At 67.8% G+C, this 18,530-nt stretch carries 9 protein-coding genes; 7 read left to right on the top strand and 2 right to left on the bottom strand.

All coding sequences use genetic code 11. The features are described 5' to 3' along the window. The first annotated feature begins 81 nt into the window (after window positions 1–81). The 7 genes from VMT40_RS05390 to VMT40_RS05360 all read left to right on the top strand — a co-directional run bounded on the left by VMT40_RS05390 (window position 82) and on the right by VMT40_RS05360 (window position 11,701). Complete coding sequence (locus VMT40_RS05390) at window positions 82–591, top strand: DUF732 domain-containing protein (RefSeq protein ID WP_326356819.1); 510 nt, start codon at window positions 82–84, stop codon at window positions 589–591. After that, window positions 588–1,571: a cutinase family protein gene (locus VMT40_RS05385; RefSeq protein ID WP_326356818.1), complete on the top strand. Its 984-nt coding sequence runs from the start codon at window positions 588–590 to the stop codon at window positions 1,569–1,571. The genes VMT40_RS05390 and VMT40_RS05385 overlap by 4 nt, the downstream gene beginning before the upstream one ends. Before the next feature lie 473 nt (window positions 1,572–2,044). Further along, window positions 2,045–3,967 (top strand): long-chain-fatty-acid--AMP ligase FadD32, encoded by a 1,923-nt coding sequence (fadD32, locus tag VMT40_RS05380; RefSeq protein WP_326356817.1) that lies wholly within the window; start codon window positions 2,045–2,047, stop codon window positions 3,965–3,967. Window positions 3,968–4,083: 116 nt separating this feature from the next. After that, entirely contained in the window at window positions 4,084–9,297 is a 5,214-nt protein-coding gene (pks13, locus tag VMT40_RS05375; protein WP_326356816.1) for a polyketide synthase Pks13, read from the top strand. Window positions 9,298–9,349: 52 nt separating this feature from the next. Next, window positions 9,350–10,894: an acyl-CoA carboxylase subunit beta gene (locus VMT40_RS05370; RefSeq protein ID WP_326356815.1), complete on the top strand. Its 1,545-nt coding sequence runs from the start codon at window positions 9,350–9,352 to the stop codon at window positions 10,892–10,894. Window positions 10,895–10,948: 54 nt separating this feature from the next. Further along, entirely contained in the window at window positions 10,949–11,419 is a 471-nt protein-coding gene (locus VMT40_RS05365) for a hypothetical protein (RefSeq protein ID WP_326356814.1), read from the top strand. 75 nt (window positions 11,420–11,494) lie between these two features. Then, window positions 11,495–11,701 (top strand): DUF5988 family protein, encoded by a 207-nt coding sequence (locus VMT40_RS05360; RefSeq protein ID WP_326310224.1) that lies wholly within the window; start codon window positions 11,495–11,497, stop codon window positions 11,699–11,701. 90 nt (window positions 11,702–11,791) lie between these two features. On the opposite strand, the gene VMT40_RS05355 is transcribed toward VMT40_RS05360, so the two are convergent. Both VMT40_RS05355 and VMT40_RS05350 read right to left on the bottom strand, forming a co-directional pair. Beyond that, window positions 11,792–15,145 carry an arabinosyltransferase domain-containing protein gene (locus VMT40_RS05355; protein ID WP_442789905.1) on the bottom strand — a complete coding sequence of 1,118 codons (3,354 nt, stop codon included), beginning with the start codon at window positions 15,143–15,145 and terminating at the stop codon, window positions 11,792–11,794. Between the two features lie 125 nt (window positions 15,146–15,270). Next, the gene (locus tag VMT40_RS05350; RefSeq protein WP_326356813.1) at window positions 15,271–18,522 is read right to left on the bottom strand and encodes an arabinosyltransferase domain-containing protein; all 3,252 of its coding nucleotides are present in this window, start codon (window positions 18,520–18,522) and stop codon (window positions 15,271–15,273) included. Window positions 18,523–18,530 lie beyond the last annotated feature (8 nt).

Genomic DNA, 18,530 nt, shown 5'->3' with positions numbered 1-18,530 from the left:
GCTAGCCTGGGGGCGACCTTTTGCCCTTGGACAGATATAGGAAGCGAATAGATGCACGGGACCCGTGGAAAGGTAGTCGGCGTGGTAGCCGCCATCGCCGCCGCCGGACTGCTCGCCGCCTGCGGTAGCAATGACTCCACCGCCAAGAGCACGCCCACGCTGACCACCACGAAGGCCGCGGCCGCCGCCCCGACGACCCCGGCCGCCGGGTCGCCGTCGTCCACCGATCAGCAGGCCCCGGCGCCCGCGCCGGATTCCGCGACCGCGACCTCCTCGCCCGAGCGTCCGCAGCCGGTGCCGAGCCAGTTCATCACCACCCCGAGCGGCTCGCCCGCCTTGTCGGACAAGGAGAAGGGCTTCCTCGACGACCTGAAGAAGGCGGGCATCACCCCCGGCTCCTCCGATATCGCCATCACTGCGGCCAATCTGGTCTGCCAGGGCATGGCCGAGAACGCGCCGCAGGATCAGATCGTCACCTACGTGACCGCCATCGCCGGTTCCGATCCGTCCTTCGATCCGTCCAAGATGTCGGTCGAACAGGCGGGCAAGATCTACTACGACGTCGCCTCGAAGAGCTACTGCAAGAAGTGACGACGCGACGCCGAATCGGACGCCGCCGGTCCCGCCCGGCGGGTTGCCTGCTGCTGGTCATCGCCGCGATCGTGCTCGTGGTCGTGGTGGCGCTGCTGCTGTGGTACCTGCTGGCGGGCCGGTTGCGGCTGCCCGGCCCCAAGCCGCCGGGGCCGCGCCCTCCGGTGTCGCAACCCGCCGACTGCCCGGACGTGTTCCTGCTGTCGGTGCCGGGCACCTGGGAGTCGAACAGCAATGACGACCCCTACAACCCGACCGCGAACCCGGCGTCGCTGATGTTGAACATCTCCAACCCGATTCGGGCCAAATTCCCCAACGACCGGCTCGAGGTCTACACCGTCCCGTACGTGGCGCAGTTCTCCAATCCGGTCGCCATTCCGCCGGACGGCCAATCCTCCTACAACAACAGCCGTTCCGAGGGCACCAAGCGCGCCACCGACCAGCTGGCCAAGACCTACGCCCACTGTCCGCTCACCACCTATGTGCTGACCGGCTTTTCGCAGGGCGGCGTGATCGTGGGCGATATCGCCGCCCAGATCGGTGCGGGCAAGGGCCCCATACCGGAGAATCTGGTGCTGGGCGTGACCACCATCGCCGACGGCCGCCGCGATGTCGGCGATCCGGGCGAGGCCACCGAAATCGGCCCGACCCCACCGGGTGTCGGCGCGGAGGTGGCGCTCAAGGGCCTGAACGTGCCGGGCATCACCATGACCGGCCCGCGCGGCGGCTTCGGCAAGCTCGCCAACCGGACGTTCACCATTTGCGCCGCAGGCGATTTGATCTGCGACGCCCCCCGGCAGGCGCTCAATCCGGCCAATATCCTCGGCAGCCTGAACATCCTGGTGCGCGCGGCGGGCAATCCGGTGCACAGCCTCTACAACGGCTACCAGGTCGACGACAATGGCACGACCGCCACGCAGTGGACCGTCAACTGGGCCTCGGGCCTGATCGAAAACGCTCCGCACCCGGCACATTCATAAGCGCGTGCTCAGAGATCTTTATGCGATCGGGCGCACCATGGTTGATGGGCACCGGGCCGCGTATGTGACCCCCACCGACCGACCCCCCAGTTTCGGGGTCACCCGGTAAAGTGCTCCGGGTTGCGACACCGCCGAGACCCGGCACGTGCGGCAACTCACATCCTTGTCCTTGTTGTGTCCTATGTGGGGCGCTCCCCACCCATTTGGAGGCATTCGCGCCGGTGAACCCATAGTCCAGAGGTGTGAGCTGGGAGATGTTCGGCCGCTCCGAAGCATGGCCGGGCAGCTGCTCTGTAACATGTCCCTGGTTTGAGAACATCTAGCCATTAGACGGTCACCGCGCAGACCGCAACACAATTCTGCAGGTTGGCTCTCGCATGGAGCTCCCGCGGGCGAAGAGAGTCGGGGCCTCACAGGTAACAGCGGCAATGCATGCCGTTCCATGCCGCGTGTGCCTCGGAGGAGAAGAAGGAATGGACGAGACTTTCGACGATTACCTCGACGAAACGGGGAACATCACGATTCCCGAGGGCCGCACCCTCGTCGACTACGTCGAGAAGCACACCCACGGTAATGACGCCAATGACTTGGCCTACCGCTACATCGACTACTCACGCGAGCGCGACGGTGAGTACCAGGACCTCACTTGGAGTCAGTTCGGCACGCGGCTGCGCGCGGTGGCCGCCCGACTGCAGCAGGTGACCAAGCGGGGCGATCGTGTCGCGATCCTGGCTCCGCAGGGGCTGGATTACGTCATCTCCTTCTTTGCCGCCATCTACGCGGGCACCATCTCCGTGCCCCTGTTCGATCCCGACGAGCCGGGCCACACCGATCGCCTGCACGCCGTGCTCGGCGACTGCACGCCCTCGGCCATCCTGACGGCGAGCTCCTCCGCCGCCGGTGTGCGCCAGTTCTTCCGGTCGCTGCCCGCGGCCCAGCGCCCGCGCATCATCGCCGTCGACGCCATCCCCGACAGCGTCGGCGAGTCCTGGATCCGCCCGGACATCGCGGTCGACGACATCGCCTACCTGCAGTACACCTCCGGCTCCACCCGGACCCCGGCCGGTGTCGAGATCACCCACCGCGGTGTCGGCACCAATGTGCTGCAGATGGTGAACGCGCTTGATCTGACCGAGAATTCGCGCGGTGTGACCTGGCTGCCGCTCTACCACGACATGGGTCTGCTGACGGTGATCCTGCCCGCCGTGGGCGGCAAGTACATCACCATCATGTCCCCGGCCTCGTTCGTGCGCCGCCCGTCGCGCTGGATCAACGAGCTGGCCGCGGTCTCCGACGGCGCCGGAACCTTCGCCGCCGCACCGAACTTCGCCTTCGAGCACGCCGCCGTGCGCGGTCTGCCCAAGCCGGGCGAGTCGCTGGACCTGTCGAACGTCATCGGCCTGATCAACGGCTCGGAGCCGGTGACCACCAAGTCGATGAAGAAGTTCAACGAGGCGTTCGCGCCCTACGGCCTGCCCAAGACCGCCATCAAGCCGTGCTACGGCATGGCCGAGGCCACCCTGTTCGTGTCGGCCACCCGGCACGAGGACGAGGCCAAGGTCATCTACGTGGACCGCTACGAGCTCAATGCCGGTCGCGTGGTGAAGGTCGAGCCGGACAGCGAGAACGCCATCGCGCAGGTGTCCTGCGGTTACGTGGCGCTGTCGCAGTGGGCCACCATCGTGGACGGCGATTCCATCGACTCCCCCGAGGGCGCGCGCGAGCTGCCGGACGGGCGGGTCGGCGAGATCTGGCTGCACGGCAACAACATCGGCATCGGCTACTGGGGTCGCGCCGAGGAAACCCAGAAGACCTTCCGGAACCAGCTGGCCCATCGCCTGCCCGAGGGCAGCCACGCCGAAGGCGTTCCGGCCGACGGCATCTGGCTGCGCACCGGCGACTACGGCGTGTACGTCGACGGCGAGCTCTACATCACCGGCCGCGTCAAGGACCTGGTGATCGTGGACGGCCGCAACCACTACCCGCAGGACCTCGAGTACTCCGCGGAGGCGGCCTCGACCATGCTGCGTCCCGGCTTCATCGCGGCCTTCGCGGTGCCCGCCAACCAGCTGCCCGCCGAAGTGTTTGCGCAGGACAGCCATTCGGGTCTGAGCTACGACGCCGACGATGCCAGCGAACAGCTGGTTATCGTGGCCGAGCGCGGTCCGGGCGCGGGCAAGGCCGATCCGGGCCCCATCGCGGACGCGGTCCGCGCGGCCATCTCCTCCCGCCACGGTGTCACCGCGCGTGACATCCTGCTCGTCCCGGCCGGGTCGATTCCGCGCACCTCCAGCGGCAAGATCGCGCGTCGCGCCTGCAAGGCTGCCTATCTGGAAGGCACACTGCGTGGTGGTTACACGCAGCAGGCCTTCCCCGATGCACCAGACGAGGAGTGAGACGACCGTCTCACAGATGGATGGCGCGAGCCGGTTCGGCTCGCGCCATTCATGCATGGATCACCAACCCGGATTCACGCCGCGCACCGTACGCAGACAGGTAGCTTGAGGAACTGATGGCTGAGAACGAGGGCATCGACCCGACCCAGACGACCGACAACGCTCCGACGGACGGCGACGCCGCACGGTCCGCTGAGAAGGCACCCGCGGCCACCGACATGTCGGTCGCGGATATGCAGGAGTGGCTGCGCCGCTGGGTCTCCGGAGCGACCGGGCAGCCGATCGAGAACATCACCGTGGACCGGCCGATGGAGGAATTCGGTCTGGCCTCGCGCGATGCGCTCGCGCTCGGCGGTGATATCGAGGAGCTGACCGGGGTCGTGCTCAACGCGACCATCGTGTTCCAGCACCCGACCATCGCCTCGCTGGCCGAGCGAATCATCAACGGGGAGCCCGAACTTCCGGCCGAGGCCGCCGACGACTCGTTCTACACCCAGGGCCTCGCGCCCGGCGAGGCGCACGACATCGCCATCGTCGGCCTGTCCACCCGGCTGCCGGGTGCGGGGGATACGCCCGAATCCACCTGGGAGTTCCTGATCAATCGCGGTGACGCGATTCGGGATCTACCCGAGGGTCGCTGGTCGGAGTTCATGGACGATCCGCGCCTGGTGGAGCAGCTCACCAAGACCAACGTCAAGGGCGGTTACCTGGATCAGGACGTCCTCAAGAGCTTCGACGCCGAGTTCTTCGCGCACTCCCCGGTCGAGGTCGAGCGCATGGACCCGCAGCAGCGCTGGGCGCTCGAGCTGACCTGGGAAGCCTTGGAACACGCCCGAATTCCCGCCAACACCCTCAAGGGTGAGCAGGTCGGCGTCTTCATCGGCTCCACCAGCACCGAATTCATGATCATCGCGGGTATGGCGGTCGGCAACGGCGACGCGAACACCCCGCTGTCCGCCGACGGCTACGGCGTCATGGGCAGCGTCTCGGCGATCATCCCCAACCGCGTATCCTACTTCTACGACTTCCGCGGCCCGTCGGTCGCCGTCGACACCGCGTGCTCGTCCTCGCTGGTGGCGGTGCACCAGGCGGTGCGGGCGCTGCGCAACGGTGAGGCCGACCTGGCGCTGGCCGGTGGCACCAACGTGTTGCTGTCGCCCGCCGCCACCATCGCCTTCGACGCCAACGGCGGTGTGTCGAAAGACGGTCACATCAAGGCGTTCTCGAACGACGCCGACGGTATGGTCCGTTCCGAGGGCGCGGCGCTGGTGGTGCTCAAGCGCCTGGCCGACGCCGAGCGTGACGGCGACACCATCTACGCGGTGATCAAGGGCTCCGCGGTCAATAGCGACGGCCGCTCCAACGGCCTGCTGGCCCCCAACCCGGACGCCCAGGCCGCCGTGCTGCGCCAGGCCTACCGGGACGCCGGAATCCCGCCGTCCCAGGTCGATTACATCGAGGCGCACGGCACCGGCACCCCCATCGGCGACCCGATCGAGGCGGACGCGCTGGGCCGCGTGATCGGCCGCGGCCGCGACGCCGACAAGCCCGCCCTGCTGGGTTCGGCCAAGACCAACTTCGGTCACCTGGAGGCCGCGGCCGGTGCCGCGGCGCTCGCCAAGGTGATCATGGCGTTGCAGCACAACATCATTCCGCCGCACATCAACTACGCCGGTCCGAGCCCGTTCATCGCGTTCGACCAGGCGCACCTGAAGGTCACCGACGAGGCGACCGAATTCCCGCGCTACAGCGGCAAGGCCACCATCGGCATCTCCGGCTTCGGCTTCGGCGGCACCAACGCGCACGTGGTCGTCCAGGAGTACGTGCCCGCCCCGGCCACCCCCGAGCTGCCGGAGACCACCGACCTCGACGACGAGACCACCGATGTGGTCGCCGAGGCGGAAGCCATCGCGGAAGCGGTTGCGCCGGAACCGGAGTGGAGCAACCGCGACGAGCCGTTGCCGATGATCATCCCGGTCTCGGGCTACCTGCCCTCGCGTCGCAAGCGCGCCGCCAAGGATCTCGCCGACTGGCTGGAATCCGAAGCGGGACAGGCGACTCCGCTCGAGGACGTGGCCCGCGCACTGGCCAAGCGCAACCACGGCCGCTCGCGCGGTGTGGTGGTCGCCAAGACGCACGAGGAAGCCGTCGCGGGCCTGCGGGCCATCGCGGAGGGCAAGCCCGGCACCGGCGTCTACACCGCCGATTCCCCCGCGCCCCTGGGCGCGCTGTGGGTAATGGCCGGTTTCGGTGCGCAGCACCGGAAGATGGGCAAGCAGCTCTACACCGAGAACTCGATCTTCCGGAAGGCCGTCGACCAGGTCGACGAGCTGGTCGTGGACGAGGCCGGGTACTCGGTCAAGGAGATGATCCTCGACGACTCCATGGACTGGGACATCGGCACCGGCCAGGTCGGCACCTTCACCATTCAGGTGGGTCTGGCCGCCGTGCTGCGCGCGCACGGCGCGGAGCCCGAGGGCGTGGTCGGCCACTCGCAGGGTGAGGTTGCGGGAGCGTACATTTCGGGCGGTCTGACGCTCGAGGATGCGGTGCGCGTGATCTGCGCCCGCTCGCGGCTGATGGCCGAGGGCGAGGCCATGCTCACCGACGACCAGGTGCGCAATATGGCGCTGCTCGAGTACTCGGCCGACGAGGTCGCCAAGCTCATCGAGACCGAGTTCCCCGATATCGAGGTCGCGGTGTACGCCGCGCCCAACAACACGGTCATCGGCGGCATGCCGGATCAGGTGCACGCGATCGTGGCGCGCGCCGAGGCCGAGGGCAAGTTCGCCCGCGTGCTGCAGACCCGCGGCGCGGGCCACACCTCGCAGATGGACATGCTGCTGGGCGAACTGGCCGCCGAACTGGCGGGCATCGAGCCCACCAAGCTCAAGCGCGACCTGTACTCCACGGTCCACCGGGACGCCGTCTACAAGGCGGGCCACGCGCCGGTCCACGATGTCGACTACTGGGTCACCAATATGCGCGGCTCGGTGTACTTCACCAATGCCATCCGCAAGGCCGTCGACACCGGCATCACCACCTACCTGGAGCTCGCGCCGAATTCCGTTGCGCTCATGCAGGTTCTGGGCACCACCTTCGCGGCGGGCGTGCACAACGCGGCGCTCATCCCGACGCTGAAGCGCAAGGAGGACGAGGCCGCGGGCGTCATCTCCGCGCTGGCACAGCTGTACGTGCACGGCCACAAGGTGGACCTGCCCTCGCTGCTGCCCGCCGGTGCGTACGGCGACGTGCCGCGCACCGCGTTCGTGCGCAAGCAGTACTGGCCCCGGGTGTCCGGTGGCTTCGGCGGCGGCGCGGGCAATGGCCGGGTCCCGGGCGCGCATGTCGCGCTGCCGGACGGTCGCCACGTGTGGGAGGTCCAGGCGTCGGCCGTCACCGAACTGGCCGCGCTGGTGAATGTCGCTGCCGCCCAGGTGCTTTCGGATGTCACCGTCGGGGCCTCGGTCGCGCACGGGCAGATTCCCGCCGCGGGCACCCTGACCACCACGCTCACCCCGCACCCGGGTGGCGCGTCGGTGTCGGTGCACGCCAAGGAGGGCAACGCCTTCCGCCCGCTGTTCGACGCGGTCGTCACCTCCGGCGCACCGCTGCCGGAATCCGTGGTGGCGGCGCCGGTCGCGGTCGTCGAGGCGGCTCCGGCCGCCGCGGTGGAGGCGGCGCCCGGTGAGCGCTGGGATCCCAACGGCACCCAGACCATCGAGGAGCGGCTGGCCATCATCGTCGCCGAGTCCATGGGCTACGCCGTCGAGGATCTCCCCATGGAGATTCCGCTCATGGAGCTGGGCCTGGACTCGCTCATGGCCATGCGCATCAAGAACCGCGTCGAGTACGAGTTCGACATTCCGCAGCTGCAGATCCAGGCGGTGCGCGACGCCAGCCTGCTCGAGGTGGGCAAGGTGCTGCGCTATGCCGTCGAGCACCGCGATCAGCTCGACGAGATCGCCGCGCGCCAGGCCGCGGGCGAGGACATCAGCGTCGACGCCGACTTCATCTCCGCCGCCCGCGCCGCCATGGCCGAGGGCAAGGATCCGGCCGCCGTGCTGCCCAAGCCGGAGCTGTCGACCGGCAGCACCGCGCCGACCAAGGCCGATGAGCTCGACGCGGTGACCCACGATGTCGTGGCCGAGGCCGCCGAGATCACGGAAGCGGCCGGATCCGAACAGAGTTCGGTCACCGCCGCCGATCTCGAGGCGGCCCCACCGGTCGCCGAGACGGACGCGGACAATGTCCCGCCGCGCAATGGCGAGGAGCGTCTCGCCTTCGCCACCTGGGCGCTGGTGACCGGTAAGACCGCGGGCGGCATCTTCAACCCGCTGCCCGAGATCGACGACGCCACCCTGGAGAAGCTGACCGCTCGCCTGTCCGAGCGGGTCAAGGCCGAGGTCGATCCGGCCGAGGTGAAGGCCTGCAAGACAATTGAGCAGCTGTCCGAGGTGGTCGTGCGCTACCAGGGCAAGAGCTCGGATCTGGACGGCTTCGTGCGCACCCTGCGCGCGAAGGAAGCCGGTTCGAACGCGGTGCCGGTCTTCGTGTTCCATGCTTCCGGCGGTAACACCCTGGTCTACGAGCCGCTGCTGAACCGCCTCCCGGCGGGCACGCCGATGTACGGTTTCGAGCGCGTCGAGGGCACCATCGAAGAGCGTGCGCGCCAGTACATTCCGGAGATCCGCAAGCGGCAGCCGGAGGGTCCGTACGTGTTCTACGGCTGGTCGCTGGGCGCGGTGTTCGCGCTCAAGGTCGCCGAGATCATGCGCGCCGAGGGCGCGGACGTCCGTCAGGTCGGTCTGATCGACCTGGCCTTGCCGGTCGAGCCGTTCAACGACGCGCCGGAGGAGCGGGTGGAGCGGATCCGTCGCTACCAGGCGTTCGCCCAGAAGACCTACGGCTTCAACGGCGAACTCGATCAGGAGCAGATCGAGGAGCTGGCCGCGGCGTCCGACGCGGAGCAGATCGAGATCATCATGGAGCTGCTGAAGTTCGCCGGGGTCGACATCCCGGGCGGTGTGATCGAGCATCAGCGCACGTCGTGGATCGACGGCAAGGAATTGGAGAAGATCGAGCCGACCAAGTACGACGGCGATGTGACCCTGTACCTGGCCGACCGCTACCACGATGGAATGATCGAGCTGGAACCGCGTTTCGCCGACCGGCGACCGAACGGTGGCTGGTCCGAGCACATTCCGAATCTGGAGATCATCCACATTCCGGGTGACCACATCCAGATCATCGATGAGCCGCGCATCGCGACCATCGGCGCCGATCTCACCAAGAAGCTCGCCGAGATCGACACCACAGCAGCGAAATAGCACCACTGCCACACGGGTTCTGCGAAAGTAGGTTTTTGCCGAAAGGAGACCAGTGAGCACGACCGCCGAGAAACTCGCCGACCTTCGACACAAGCTCGACATCGCGAGGGAACCGGCGGGTGATGCGGGAATCGCCAAGCGGGCCAGAAAGGGTATTCCCTCGGCCCGCGACCGCATCAATATGCTGCTGGATCCCGGCACCTTCGTGGAAATCGGTGCGCTGGTGCGCAATCCGGGCGACAAGAACGCCCTCTACGGCGATGGCGTGGTCACCGGCCACGGTCTCGTGGAGGGCCGCCCGGTGGCCGTCTTCTCGCACGACCAGACCGTCTACGGCGGTTCGGTCGGCGAGATGTTCGGCCGCAAGGTGGCGGGCATCATGGAATTCGCGGCCAAGGTGGGCTGCCCGGTGGTCGGTATCAACGACTCCGGCGGCGCGCGCGTGCAGGAGGCGGTGACCTCGTTGGCCTGGTACGCCGAACTCGGTCGCCGTCAGGAGCCGTTGTCCGGCCTGGTCCCCCAGATCTCCATGATCCTGGGTAGCTGCGCGGGCGGTGCGGTCTACGCGCCCATCAATACCGACGTGGTGGTGGCCACCGAAGAGGCCTATATGTTCGTGACGGGCCCCAAGGTGATTCGCGAGGTCACCGGCGAGGACGTCAGTCTCGAGGAGCTCGGCGGCGCGAATTCCCAAGCCCAGTACGGCAATATCCACCATGTGGCCAAGGACGAGGCCGCCGCGTTCCAATGGGTGCGCGACTATCTGAGCTATCTGCCCTCGAGCTGCCAGGAATTGCCGCCGATCGTGAATCCGGGTCTGGAGCCCGAGCTCACCGAATCGGATCTGGAACTCAACGCCATCGTGCCCGACGCCGACAATGCCGGATACGACATGCACGAGATCCTCATTCGGATCTTCGACGACGGCGCGTTCCACGAGTTCGGGGAATCCGCGGGCAAGAACATCATCTGCGGATTCGCCCGGGTGGACGGCCGCACGGTCGGCGTGGTGGCCAATCAGCCCATGGTCTACGCGGGCGCGCTGGATGCCCGCGCCTCCGACAAGGCGGCGCATTTCGTCCGGCTCTGCGACGCCTTCGAGATCCCGCTGGTCTTCGTGGTCGACACCCCGGGCTTCCTACCCGGGGTGGAACAGGAGAAGATCGGCGTCATCAAGCGCGGCGGCCGGTTCATCTTCTCCTTCGTGGAGGCGACGGTCCCCAAGGTGACGGTGGTGGTCCGCAAGTCCTACGGCGGCGGCTACGCGGTCATGGGTTCCAAACAGCTCGGCGCGGACGTGAATCTGGCCTGGCCCACCGCGCGCATCGCGGTCATGGGCGCGGAGAGCGCGGTCTCGCTGATCGGGGCCAAGACCCTCGAGGCCGCGCCGGAGGAGCAGCGCGCGGCCATGCGCCAGCAGATGATCGACTTCTACAACGCCACCATGGCGACCCCGTGGGTGGCGGCCGAGCGCGGCTATATCGACGCGGTCATCGAACCGGCCACCACCCGCCTGGAGATTCGCCGGGCCCTGCACGTGCTGCGGGACAAGCGGATTCCCCGCAATCCCCGCAAACACCACCTGCTCCCGCTCTAGTTGTGAAAACATCGCATTCCAATTCTTGAAATGCGAGCTTGGGAGCGAAGCAGCATGGCTACCCGTCGAATTCGGCAGTCGATCCTCGGCGGCGCGGTGACCGCCGCCACCGCGCTGGCGGTGCTGTCCACCGCGCCCGCGGCGTCGGCGCAGGTCACCAGCGTGTCCGCGGGAACCGCGCTGGCCCACGTCAACTCGACCTACACCCTGACCGCGTTCGTCGGCGGCTCGAACGCGGGCACCCAGGTGAGCTTCTGGATCGCCGACACCTCCGGCAATGCCACCTATCTCGGGGCCTCCCCGGTGGCCTCGGGCTCCGCGACCCTGGCGTGGACCCCGACCACCGCGGGCAGCTACAACATCATCGCCAGCGACGACGGCAACCGGACGAGCGCCAACGCCGGTTCCATCGGCGTCAGCGTCACCTCGGTCCCCGCGGGCCAGATGGGCAGCGGCAGCGCGAGCAAGATTCCGATCATCGGCGGCGTGCTCAGCGCCCTGCTCAACCAGTTCGGCCTCGCCTGACCGGGTTTGTTCAGGCGGCTCGCCGATTGCGCCGAATCCGTCGGGTGGCCGGGGCAGATGTGAGAGCCTTCAGCTATGAGTACCTCACCGAAGGCGCTACTCGAAGGCGGGCCGGATGGCCTCGAACAGCGGATCGTTCCGATCACACCACCGGGCATCGAGTTGCGGGTGGCATTCGGGGGCGGGTACGAGCGGTTCAAAGTGACGCCACGGTGGCAGGAGACGCCGGAAGGAAGCCTGCCCGTCTACGAATGGGTGGCGCACGTAGACGCCAAGCGTTAGCCCGGCTGGCCGTTTCACATCGGTAAGTCCCACAACGACAGTGGCCGCCCGCAAGGCCGCGGGCGGCCACCGATTAGAGCATGTCCCGGGTCAGAAGACTCGCATCTTGCCCGGTGACCACAGTCCGGAGCGAGTCACCACATGGGTGTCGATCTGGGCGGGCTTGGGGAACTTCGTCGGGTCCGAGGGGTCGGCGTAGTACGGGTTGTACTGCTCGAGCGAACCCCAGTCGCGGGCGTAGTTGTCCTTCAGATAGGTCGGGACCGTCTTGGAGCCCGACAGCATTTCCGCCCAGCCCAGCGGACCACCGAACTCCTCGGCCTGCCAGGTATTGGTGGAGCTGATGGCCAGCGGCCGGTCCGGCAGGATCCGGTACTTCGGGGCGGAATCCACCACACCGTCGCGGTGATCGAACGGGTGCTGGCACGGGAACTGCAGGCCCACCGCCCAGTCCAGCAGGATCGGCTGCTCGGAACCCAGATAGCTGTTGAGCGACACCAGCTTCGGCACCCGGGGCGGGGTGAACGCCAGCCACTGATCGCCGATCAGGATCGGGTCGCGGGCGTAGATGCGGACCGCGTCGGCATCGTCGGGCAGCGCCGAGCGCGGAATGCGCAGATTGCGCCACGACGGGGCCGGGCCGATATCGAGCGGGCGGTACTGGCCCAGCTCGGTGACGCTGCCGTCCGGATTCCGGTGGCCGTACTTCAGGAAGATGTCCTGGCCGTAGGTCATGTTCCCGGTGTCGTCGAAGGACATGACGCGACCGGCCGCCGAGATCACGATCAGCGGGGTGTCGTCGGTCCGGGCGGGCAGCTCGTACCAGCTCGAGGTGAGCTCGGCGGGCTGCTGCACGCCGTCCTGGTAGCTGCCCATGACCGGGGTGGTGGCAGGGTCGAGCCCGAAGGGCAGGGCCACGGTGGACCCGTTGACGCCCTCCGCGCCCTTGCCGCCGCCGGTGCCCGCGTTCTGGCCCTTCTCGAAGGCCGGGCCGACGGTCTGGGTGGAGGTATTGCCGGTGCCCGGCTTCACCTCGACGCTGTCGGCGTCCAGCTTGTCGGCGACACCATTGGGGGAGAAGCCCTTCGGGTTCTCCCCGGCCAGCGGGTCGCCGTCCTTGGGCGGGTGGGCCGGGTCGATGATCGGGGTCAGGTTGCCGCCGTTGACATTCCCCTCCACCAGCACGTCATTGGCCAGCCCGCAGGTCTTGCCGGACAGCGCGTCGAAGTTCGACCGGGCCAGCGAGTACGCCGGGTACTGCGTCACCGCGCCCTTGACCAGCGACAGCACCTCGAACGCCACCATGAGTGCGGCCACCACGGTCAGCGGGATGGCCGCGAACTTGCGGATCCTCCTGCCGCGCTTGGTCTTCCCATTGGCCAGCGGCTTGGCGTAGCCCTCACGCAGCGACTGCCAGGCCACCACGGCCAGCGCCAGCCCGAAGAGCATGAGCATGAAGGTGTTGGACTGGAAGCCGTGCAGCGACACGCGCTTGTCGAACCACGGCACGCCGTAGCTGGAGACGTACCAGTAGCCATTGATGCCGGAGAACGCCACGGCCAGGGTGAACAGCAGTCCGGCCAGGAACACCGAGCGGTTCTTGCGGGAGCGAAGTGCGGTGGCGGACACCGCGACCGCCGTCACCGCCGCCAGCGAGCCCGCGATGCCCGCGTACGAACCGAAGTGGTGGGTCCACTTGGTCGGGTTGAACATCATGAAGAAGATGGTTCCGAACACCACGCCCATGAGTCGCCAGGTCGGCGCGCTCGCGATGCCCGGCACCTGCCGCCGCCGCAGCAGCACCAGCATGGTGGTGATCAGGCACAGGATCATGAGCAGGAACGCGAAGCGGCGCGCCAGCGAGCCGTCCACGGTCTCGACGAACAGGTAGTAGTAGCGCAGATAGTCCTCGTACCAGGCCAGATTCGGCCCGGTCACCTGCCGCACCCGGTTGGCCTCCATGATTCCGGCGAAGGTCTGATCGGCGAAAACCGCCACCAGCACCAGGAATCCGGCCGCCGCGATGGGCGCCAGCAGCGCCAGATCGCCGAACTGCTTGCGCCGCCGCACCACGATCCGCACCAGCGGCCGGATGCCCGCGAGCAGCGCCGCCACACACATCAGGCCGGTCGGCGCGGCCGCCAGCGTGAACGCCGCCACCAGCACCGCCACCGCGGCGGGCAGCAACCGTGAGGTGGCGATGGCCCGTTCGATGGAGACCCAGGTCAGCAGCGCGCCCAGGGCCACGATGGGCTCCGAGCGCAGGCCGTTGTCGTAGGGCAGCCAGAAGGCCAGGAACACCAGGCCGCCGGTCCACAGCGCCACGTTCGACTTGGCGACCGCGTTGCCCAGCCGCGGCACCACCTCGCGGCTGATCACCAGCCAGCACAGGATTCCGCAGAGCAGGGCGGGAATTCGCACCCACGGGCTGGCGGTGGAGACCTCGGCGAAGGCCTGGATGACGTAGTAGTACCAGCCGAACGGCGCTTCCGGCACACCGAACCAGCGGAAGTAGTTGGCCAGGTAGCCCGCGTGCGGCGCCGCCCGAACCATGGTCAGGATGTAGCCGTCGTCGGAGGTGTTGGCGCCCACGAAGTGCCACAGCAGCAGGGTGCCGATAATGCCGCCGTCCGCCCAGGTCGGCTTCAGCCAGTGCGCGGGCAGAATGCGCCGGTGCCCGCGCCCGTCGCTGGTGTCCAGCACCGCCAGCGCGCCCATGGCCAGCAGGGTGAGCAGCACGGCGGCGATGATCGCCACCAGCTTGAGCACGGTCGGGGTGGAGGAGAACCGCGAGTCCACCGTCATGTGGAACGAAAGGCCCTCCGGCACCGCGCCTTTCATATCGGTGAAGACGCCCACCACCTGCGGGCGCAGATCGCCCAGCAGTTTGCCGTCGGCCGGGACGGTGACCAGTTCCCGGCCGCCGTCGGCGGTCGGCTTCTCGACGGTGCGGGTGATGCCCTCGAAGATCGCGTAGGTCTGCTTGTCATCGGAGGTGATGACGATGCGGGAGCATTCGTTCAGTTCGGCCCGGGTCGCGGTGGCCACCACGGCATTCCGGTCCAGCACGTCCACGCTCTCGCCGGACACCCGGACGAACATGGCCTCCAGGTCCGCGCCCTTGCCCTGCGGCGGTGCGGTAGCCAGCAGAATGCCGCCGCGCGGATCCAATTGCTGGACCGCGGAACACGGGATGGTGACGTTCACGTCGACCGGCACCTGCGACACCAGGGCCGCCTGCACCGGATCGAGCGAACCGCCCTGCGGCCAGCTCACCTCCGCCTGCGTCTGCTGCACCGGCAGGAAGGGTGTCGCCAGCGCGAACAGCGCGCCGAGCAGGCCCGCGACGGTCGCGATGAGCTTCGCGATCCTGAAGTCGCGCTGTGAAGCGGGTGCGGGAGCCGGGGTATTCGGCTTCGTGAGGACTGCGGAGGCGTCGGGCACGGTTGCTGATGGTATAGGTAGTCGCTGAGAGTGGCCGCCTTCACTCCGGCGGTGCGACACGCATAGTGCGAAACAACCAAAACGCCCGCTGGAAGCGATGCTTCGAGCGGGCGTTTCGCCGGTTACTACTTGGCCTTGATGGGTGAATCCTTGGCCAATCCCGAGCGGGTCTGGACCGTCACGTCCAGTGTGGGCTTCGGATTCGCATCCGGGACATAAGGGGTGAACTGCTCGAGGGAGCCCCAATCGCGGGCCCAGTCGTGGTTCAGATACGACGGCCGGGTCTCGGATTTCAGCAACAAACCCGTCCAGCCCAGTGGACCGCCGCCGATATCGTCCTGCCAGGCGTTGGAGGCGTCCTGGCCGACCCGGTCGGGCAGAATGCGCCACCGCGGCACCTCGGCCACACCGTCGTGGTGGTCGAAGGGGCGCTGGCACGGGAAGGCCAGGCCGACGTGCCAGTCCTCCAGCACCGGAGCCGTATCTCCGACAAGGGAATTCAGGGTCTCCAGCTTGGGCAGGCGCGGCGGGGTGACGGCCAGCCACTGGCGCGGGGTGATGTCGGCGTCATTGAGTACCAGGCGAATGGCATTGGCACCGGCGGGAATCTGGTCCAGCGGGACGCGCAGATTGCGCCACGACGGGCTCGGGCCGATATCGATGGGCCGGATCTGTCCGGTATTGGTGACATTTCCGGCGGCATCTCGGATGCCGTACTCGACGAGCAGGTCCTGACCGTAGGTCTCGACACCGTCCTTGTTGAAGGACTTGATGCGGCCCGCCGCCGTCACCACCAGCACCTTGTAGGCGGGGTCATTGCGGACGCTGTTCAGCTTCTCGGCGTTGTACCACTGCGTGGTCAGCTTCGAAACCTGCTGCTCGCCATCGGTGTAACTGCCCTCGATCGGCGTCTTGGCCGGATCCAGCCCGAACGGCAGGGCCACCGAGCTGCCATTGATGCCGACCTCCTCGCTCTTGCCGCCGCCGGTGCCCGCGCCGGTGGTCTTGGAGGTCTTGTTGCCGGACTTGTCATTGACCGAGTTGGCCCCGCCGGTGACGGTCTCCTCGGCATCGGCGGTCAGGTCCGACGCCACGCCATTGGGCGTGAATCCGACGTTCTCGGCGGACAATCCGTCGGCGTCCGAGCCGGTCCACGGGTGCAGCAGCGACTCGGCGGTATCGGTCTCCACCAGCACCTCGTTGGCCAGCGCGCACGAATCACCCTGCAGCGCACGCAGATTCGACTCGGTGATGGAGTAGGCCGGGTACTGACCGATGGCCGCCTTGGCCAGCGACAGCACCTCGAACAGCACCAGCACGGCCGCGGCGACGGTGAGCGGCATGCTGGCGAACTTGTCGAAGCCGCGCACCGGCTTCGGCTTGCTGTAGGGCTCCCGGAAGTGCTGGTAGGCCGCGATGAGCAGGCACAGCACCGCGAGGCCGAGGAACAGCGTGGAGAAGCCCTTGCCCGCGATCAGCGGGGCCTTGTCGAACCACGGCACACCGTAGCTGGACACGTACCACCAGCCATTGGGTCCGGTGAAGGTGATGGCCAGCAGGAAGAACACCGCCGCGGTGAACAGCGTCCGATTGCGTGGCGACCGAATCCCATTGACTCCCACCGCGACCGCGGCCAGCGCCGCCACCGATCCGGCGAGCCCGGCGTACACGCCGAAGTGGTGGGTCCACTTGGTGGGCGTGAACATCATGAGGAACAGCGACATGAAGATGATGCCCAGAATGCGCGCCGACGGCCCGCGCGAGGTGCCCGGGATCCGGCCGTTCTTGCGCAGCATCACCATGACGCACACGATCAGGCACAGCAGCATGGCCAGAATCCCGAAGCGGCGCGCGAGGGAGCCGTCGGGGGAGAGCATGAGCAGCGAATCCCAGCGTGTGCGCTCGTCGAACCAGGCCACATTCGGCCCGATCAGGGTGCGCACCCGGGTCGCCTCCATGACCGAGGCCAGGGTCTGATCGGCGAAAACCACCACCAGCACCAGGGTTCCGGCCGCCACGCCCGGCGCGAGCAACGCGCCGTAGCGCAGCAGCCAGGAGCCTTCACCCTTGGCGCGCTTGATGATCACCATGAGCACCGGCCGCGCGCCCGCGATGAGCGCCGCGATGCAGATCAGTCCGGTGGGACCGGCGGCCAGCGAGAACGCCGCGATCAGCACGCCCACCGCCGCGGGCAGCAGACGCCCGGTGGCAATGGCCCGCTCCACCGAACACCAGGTGAGCAGCGCGCCCGCCGCGATCAGCGGTTCCGGGCGCAGGCCGTTGTCGTAGGGCATCCAGGCGGCCAGGAACACCAGTCCGGCGGTCCAGATGGCGACATTGTCGCGCCGCACCCGCGAACCCAAGCGCGGCAGCACTTCCCGGCTGATGACGAGCCAGCAGGTGATACCGGCCAGCAGCGCGGGCAGGCGCATCCACGGGCTGGAATCACTGATCCGGGTCATCCACGCCAGCACCTCGTACGGCCAGCCGAACGGGGCCTCGGCCACCCCGAACCAGCGGTAGTAGTTGGCCATGTAGCCCGAAACCTTCGAGGCCCGAGCCATATTGAGGATGTAGCCGTCATCGGAGGTGTTCGCGCCGATGATGTGCCACACCAGCAGCGTGCCGATCACCGCCACATCGGCGAACCGCACCCGCCACCAGTGCGCGGGCAGGAACCGGCGCGGCTTGCGGCCGTCGGAGGTGTCGAGCAGATGCAGCGCGACCAGGGCGATCAGCGTGAACACCACGGCCAGCACGGTCGCCACCCGCTTGATCCAGTTCGGGCTGGAGGTGAAGCGCGCGTCGATGTTCACCGTGGCCGAGGCGTTCGCGAGCTGATCCCGCTTCAGATCGGTGAACAGGCCCACCACCTGCGGCCGGGTGTCGCCGCCGACCTTGCCGACGAACGGTGTCCCGTCTTTGCGATTCACCCCCGTGAACTCGACCCGGGTCTCCCTGGCCTCCGAATGCACGGTGATGGCCTGGCAGCTCTCGATTTCCGACACCGGCGCGGACAGCAGCGGAATCAGCCGCACCAGCACCGACACCGTGCGCCCCTTGTCGGGCTCATCGGTGACCTTGACGACCAGGCCCTTCGACTCGGCCTGCCCCGAGGCCTCGGGCACGGTCGAGAACAGCGTGCCGGTCGGCAGCTCCCGCAGCATCTGGCACGGCAGGCTCACGTCCAGGCTCAACGGCACATACGAGACCAAAGGGGCATCGACATTCGCCGTATCCCCTTGGGGCCAATGCAGTGTCGGCCGATCCTGGTTGACCGGCAGGATCGGCGTGATCGCCGCCAACAGGAATCCGAGTAACCCGGAGACCAGGGCGACGACGCGGATGCGGTGGAACGCTCGGGAGTCTGCGCGCACGAGCACCG

Origin of the sequence: Nocardia sp. CDC160, assembly GCF_035818795.1 — a bacterium.
Taxonomy (GTDB): Bacteria; Actinomycetota; Actinomycetes; order Mycobacteriales; family Mycobacteriaceae; genus Nocardia.
The sequence above is the reverse complement of the archived record's forward strand: the minus strand, read 5'-3'. Positions and strand labels throughout refer to the sequence as shown.

Bases quoted from the DNA above. Each gene is read 5' to 3' on its own strand.
- fadD32 (WP_326356817.1), top strand. From the start codon at position 2,045: ATGGACGAGACTTTCGACGATTACCTCGACGAAACGGGGAACATCACG.
- pks13 (WP_326356816.1), top strand. From the start codon at position 4,084: ATGGCTGAGAACGAGGGCATCGACCCGACCCAGACGACCGACAACGCT.
- VMT40_RS05365 (WP_326356814.1), top strand. From the start codon at position 10,949: ATGGCTACCCGTCGAATTCGGCAGTCGATCCTCGGCGGCGCGGTGACC.
- VMT40_RS05360 (WP_326310224.1), top strand. From the start codon at position 11,495: ATGAGTACCTCACCGAAGGCGCTACTCGAAGGCGGGCCGGATGGCCTC.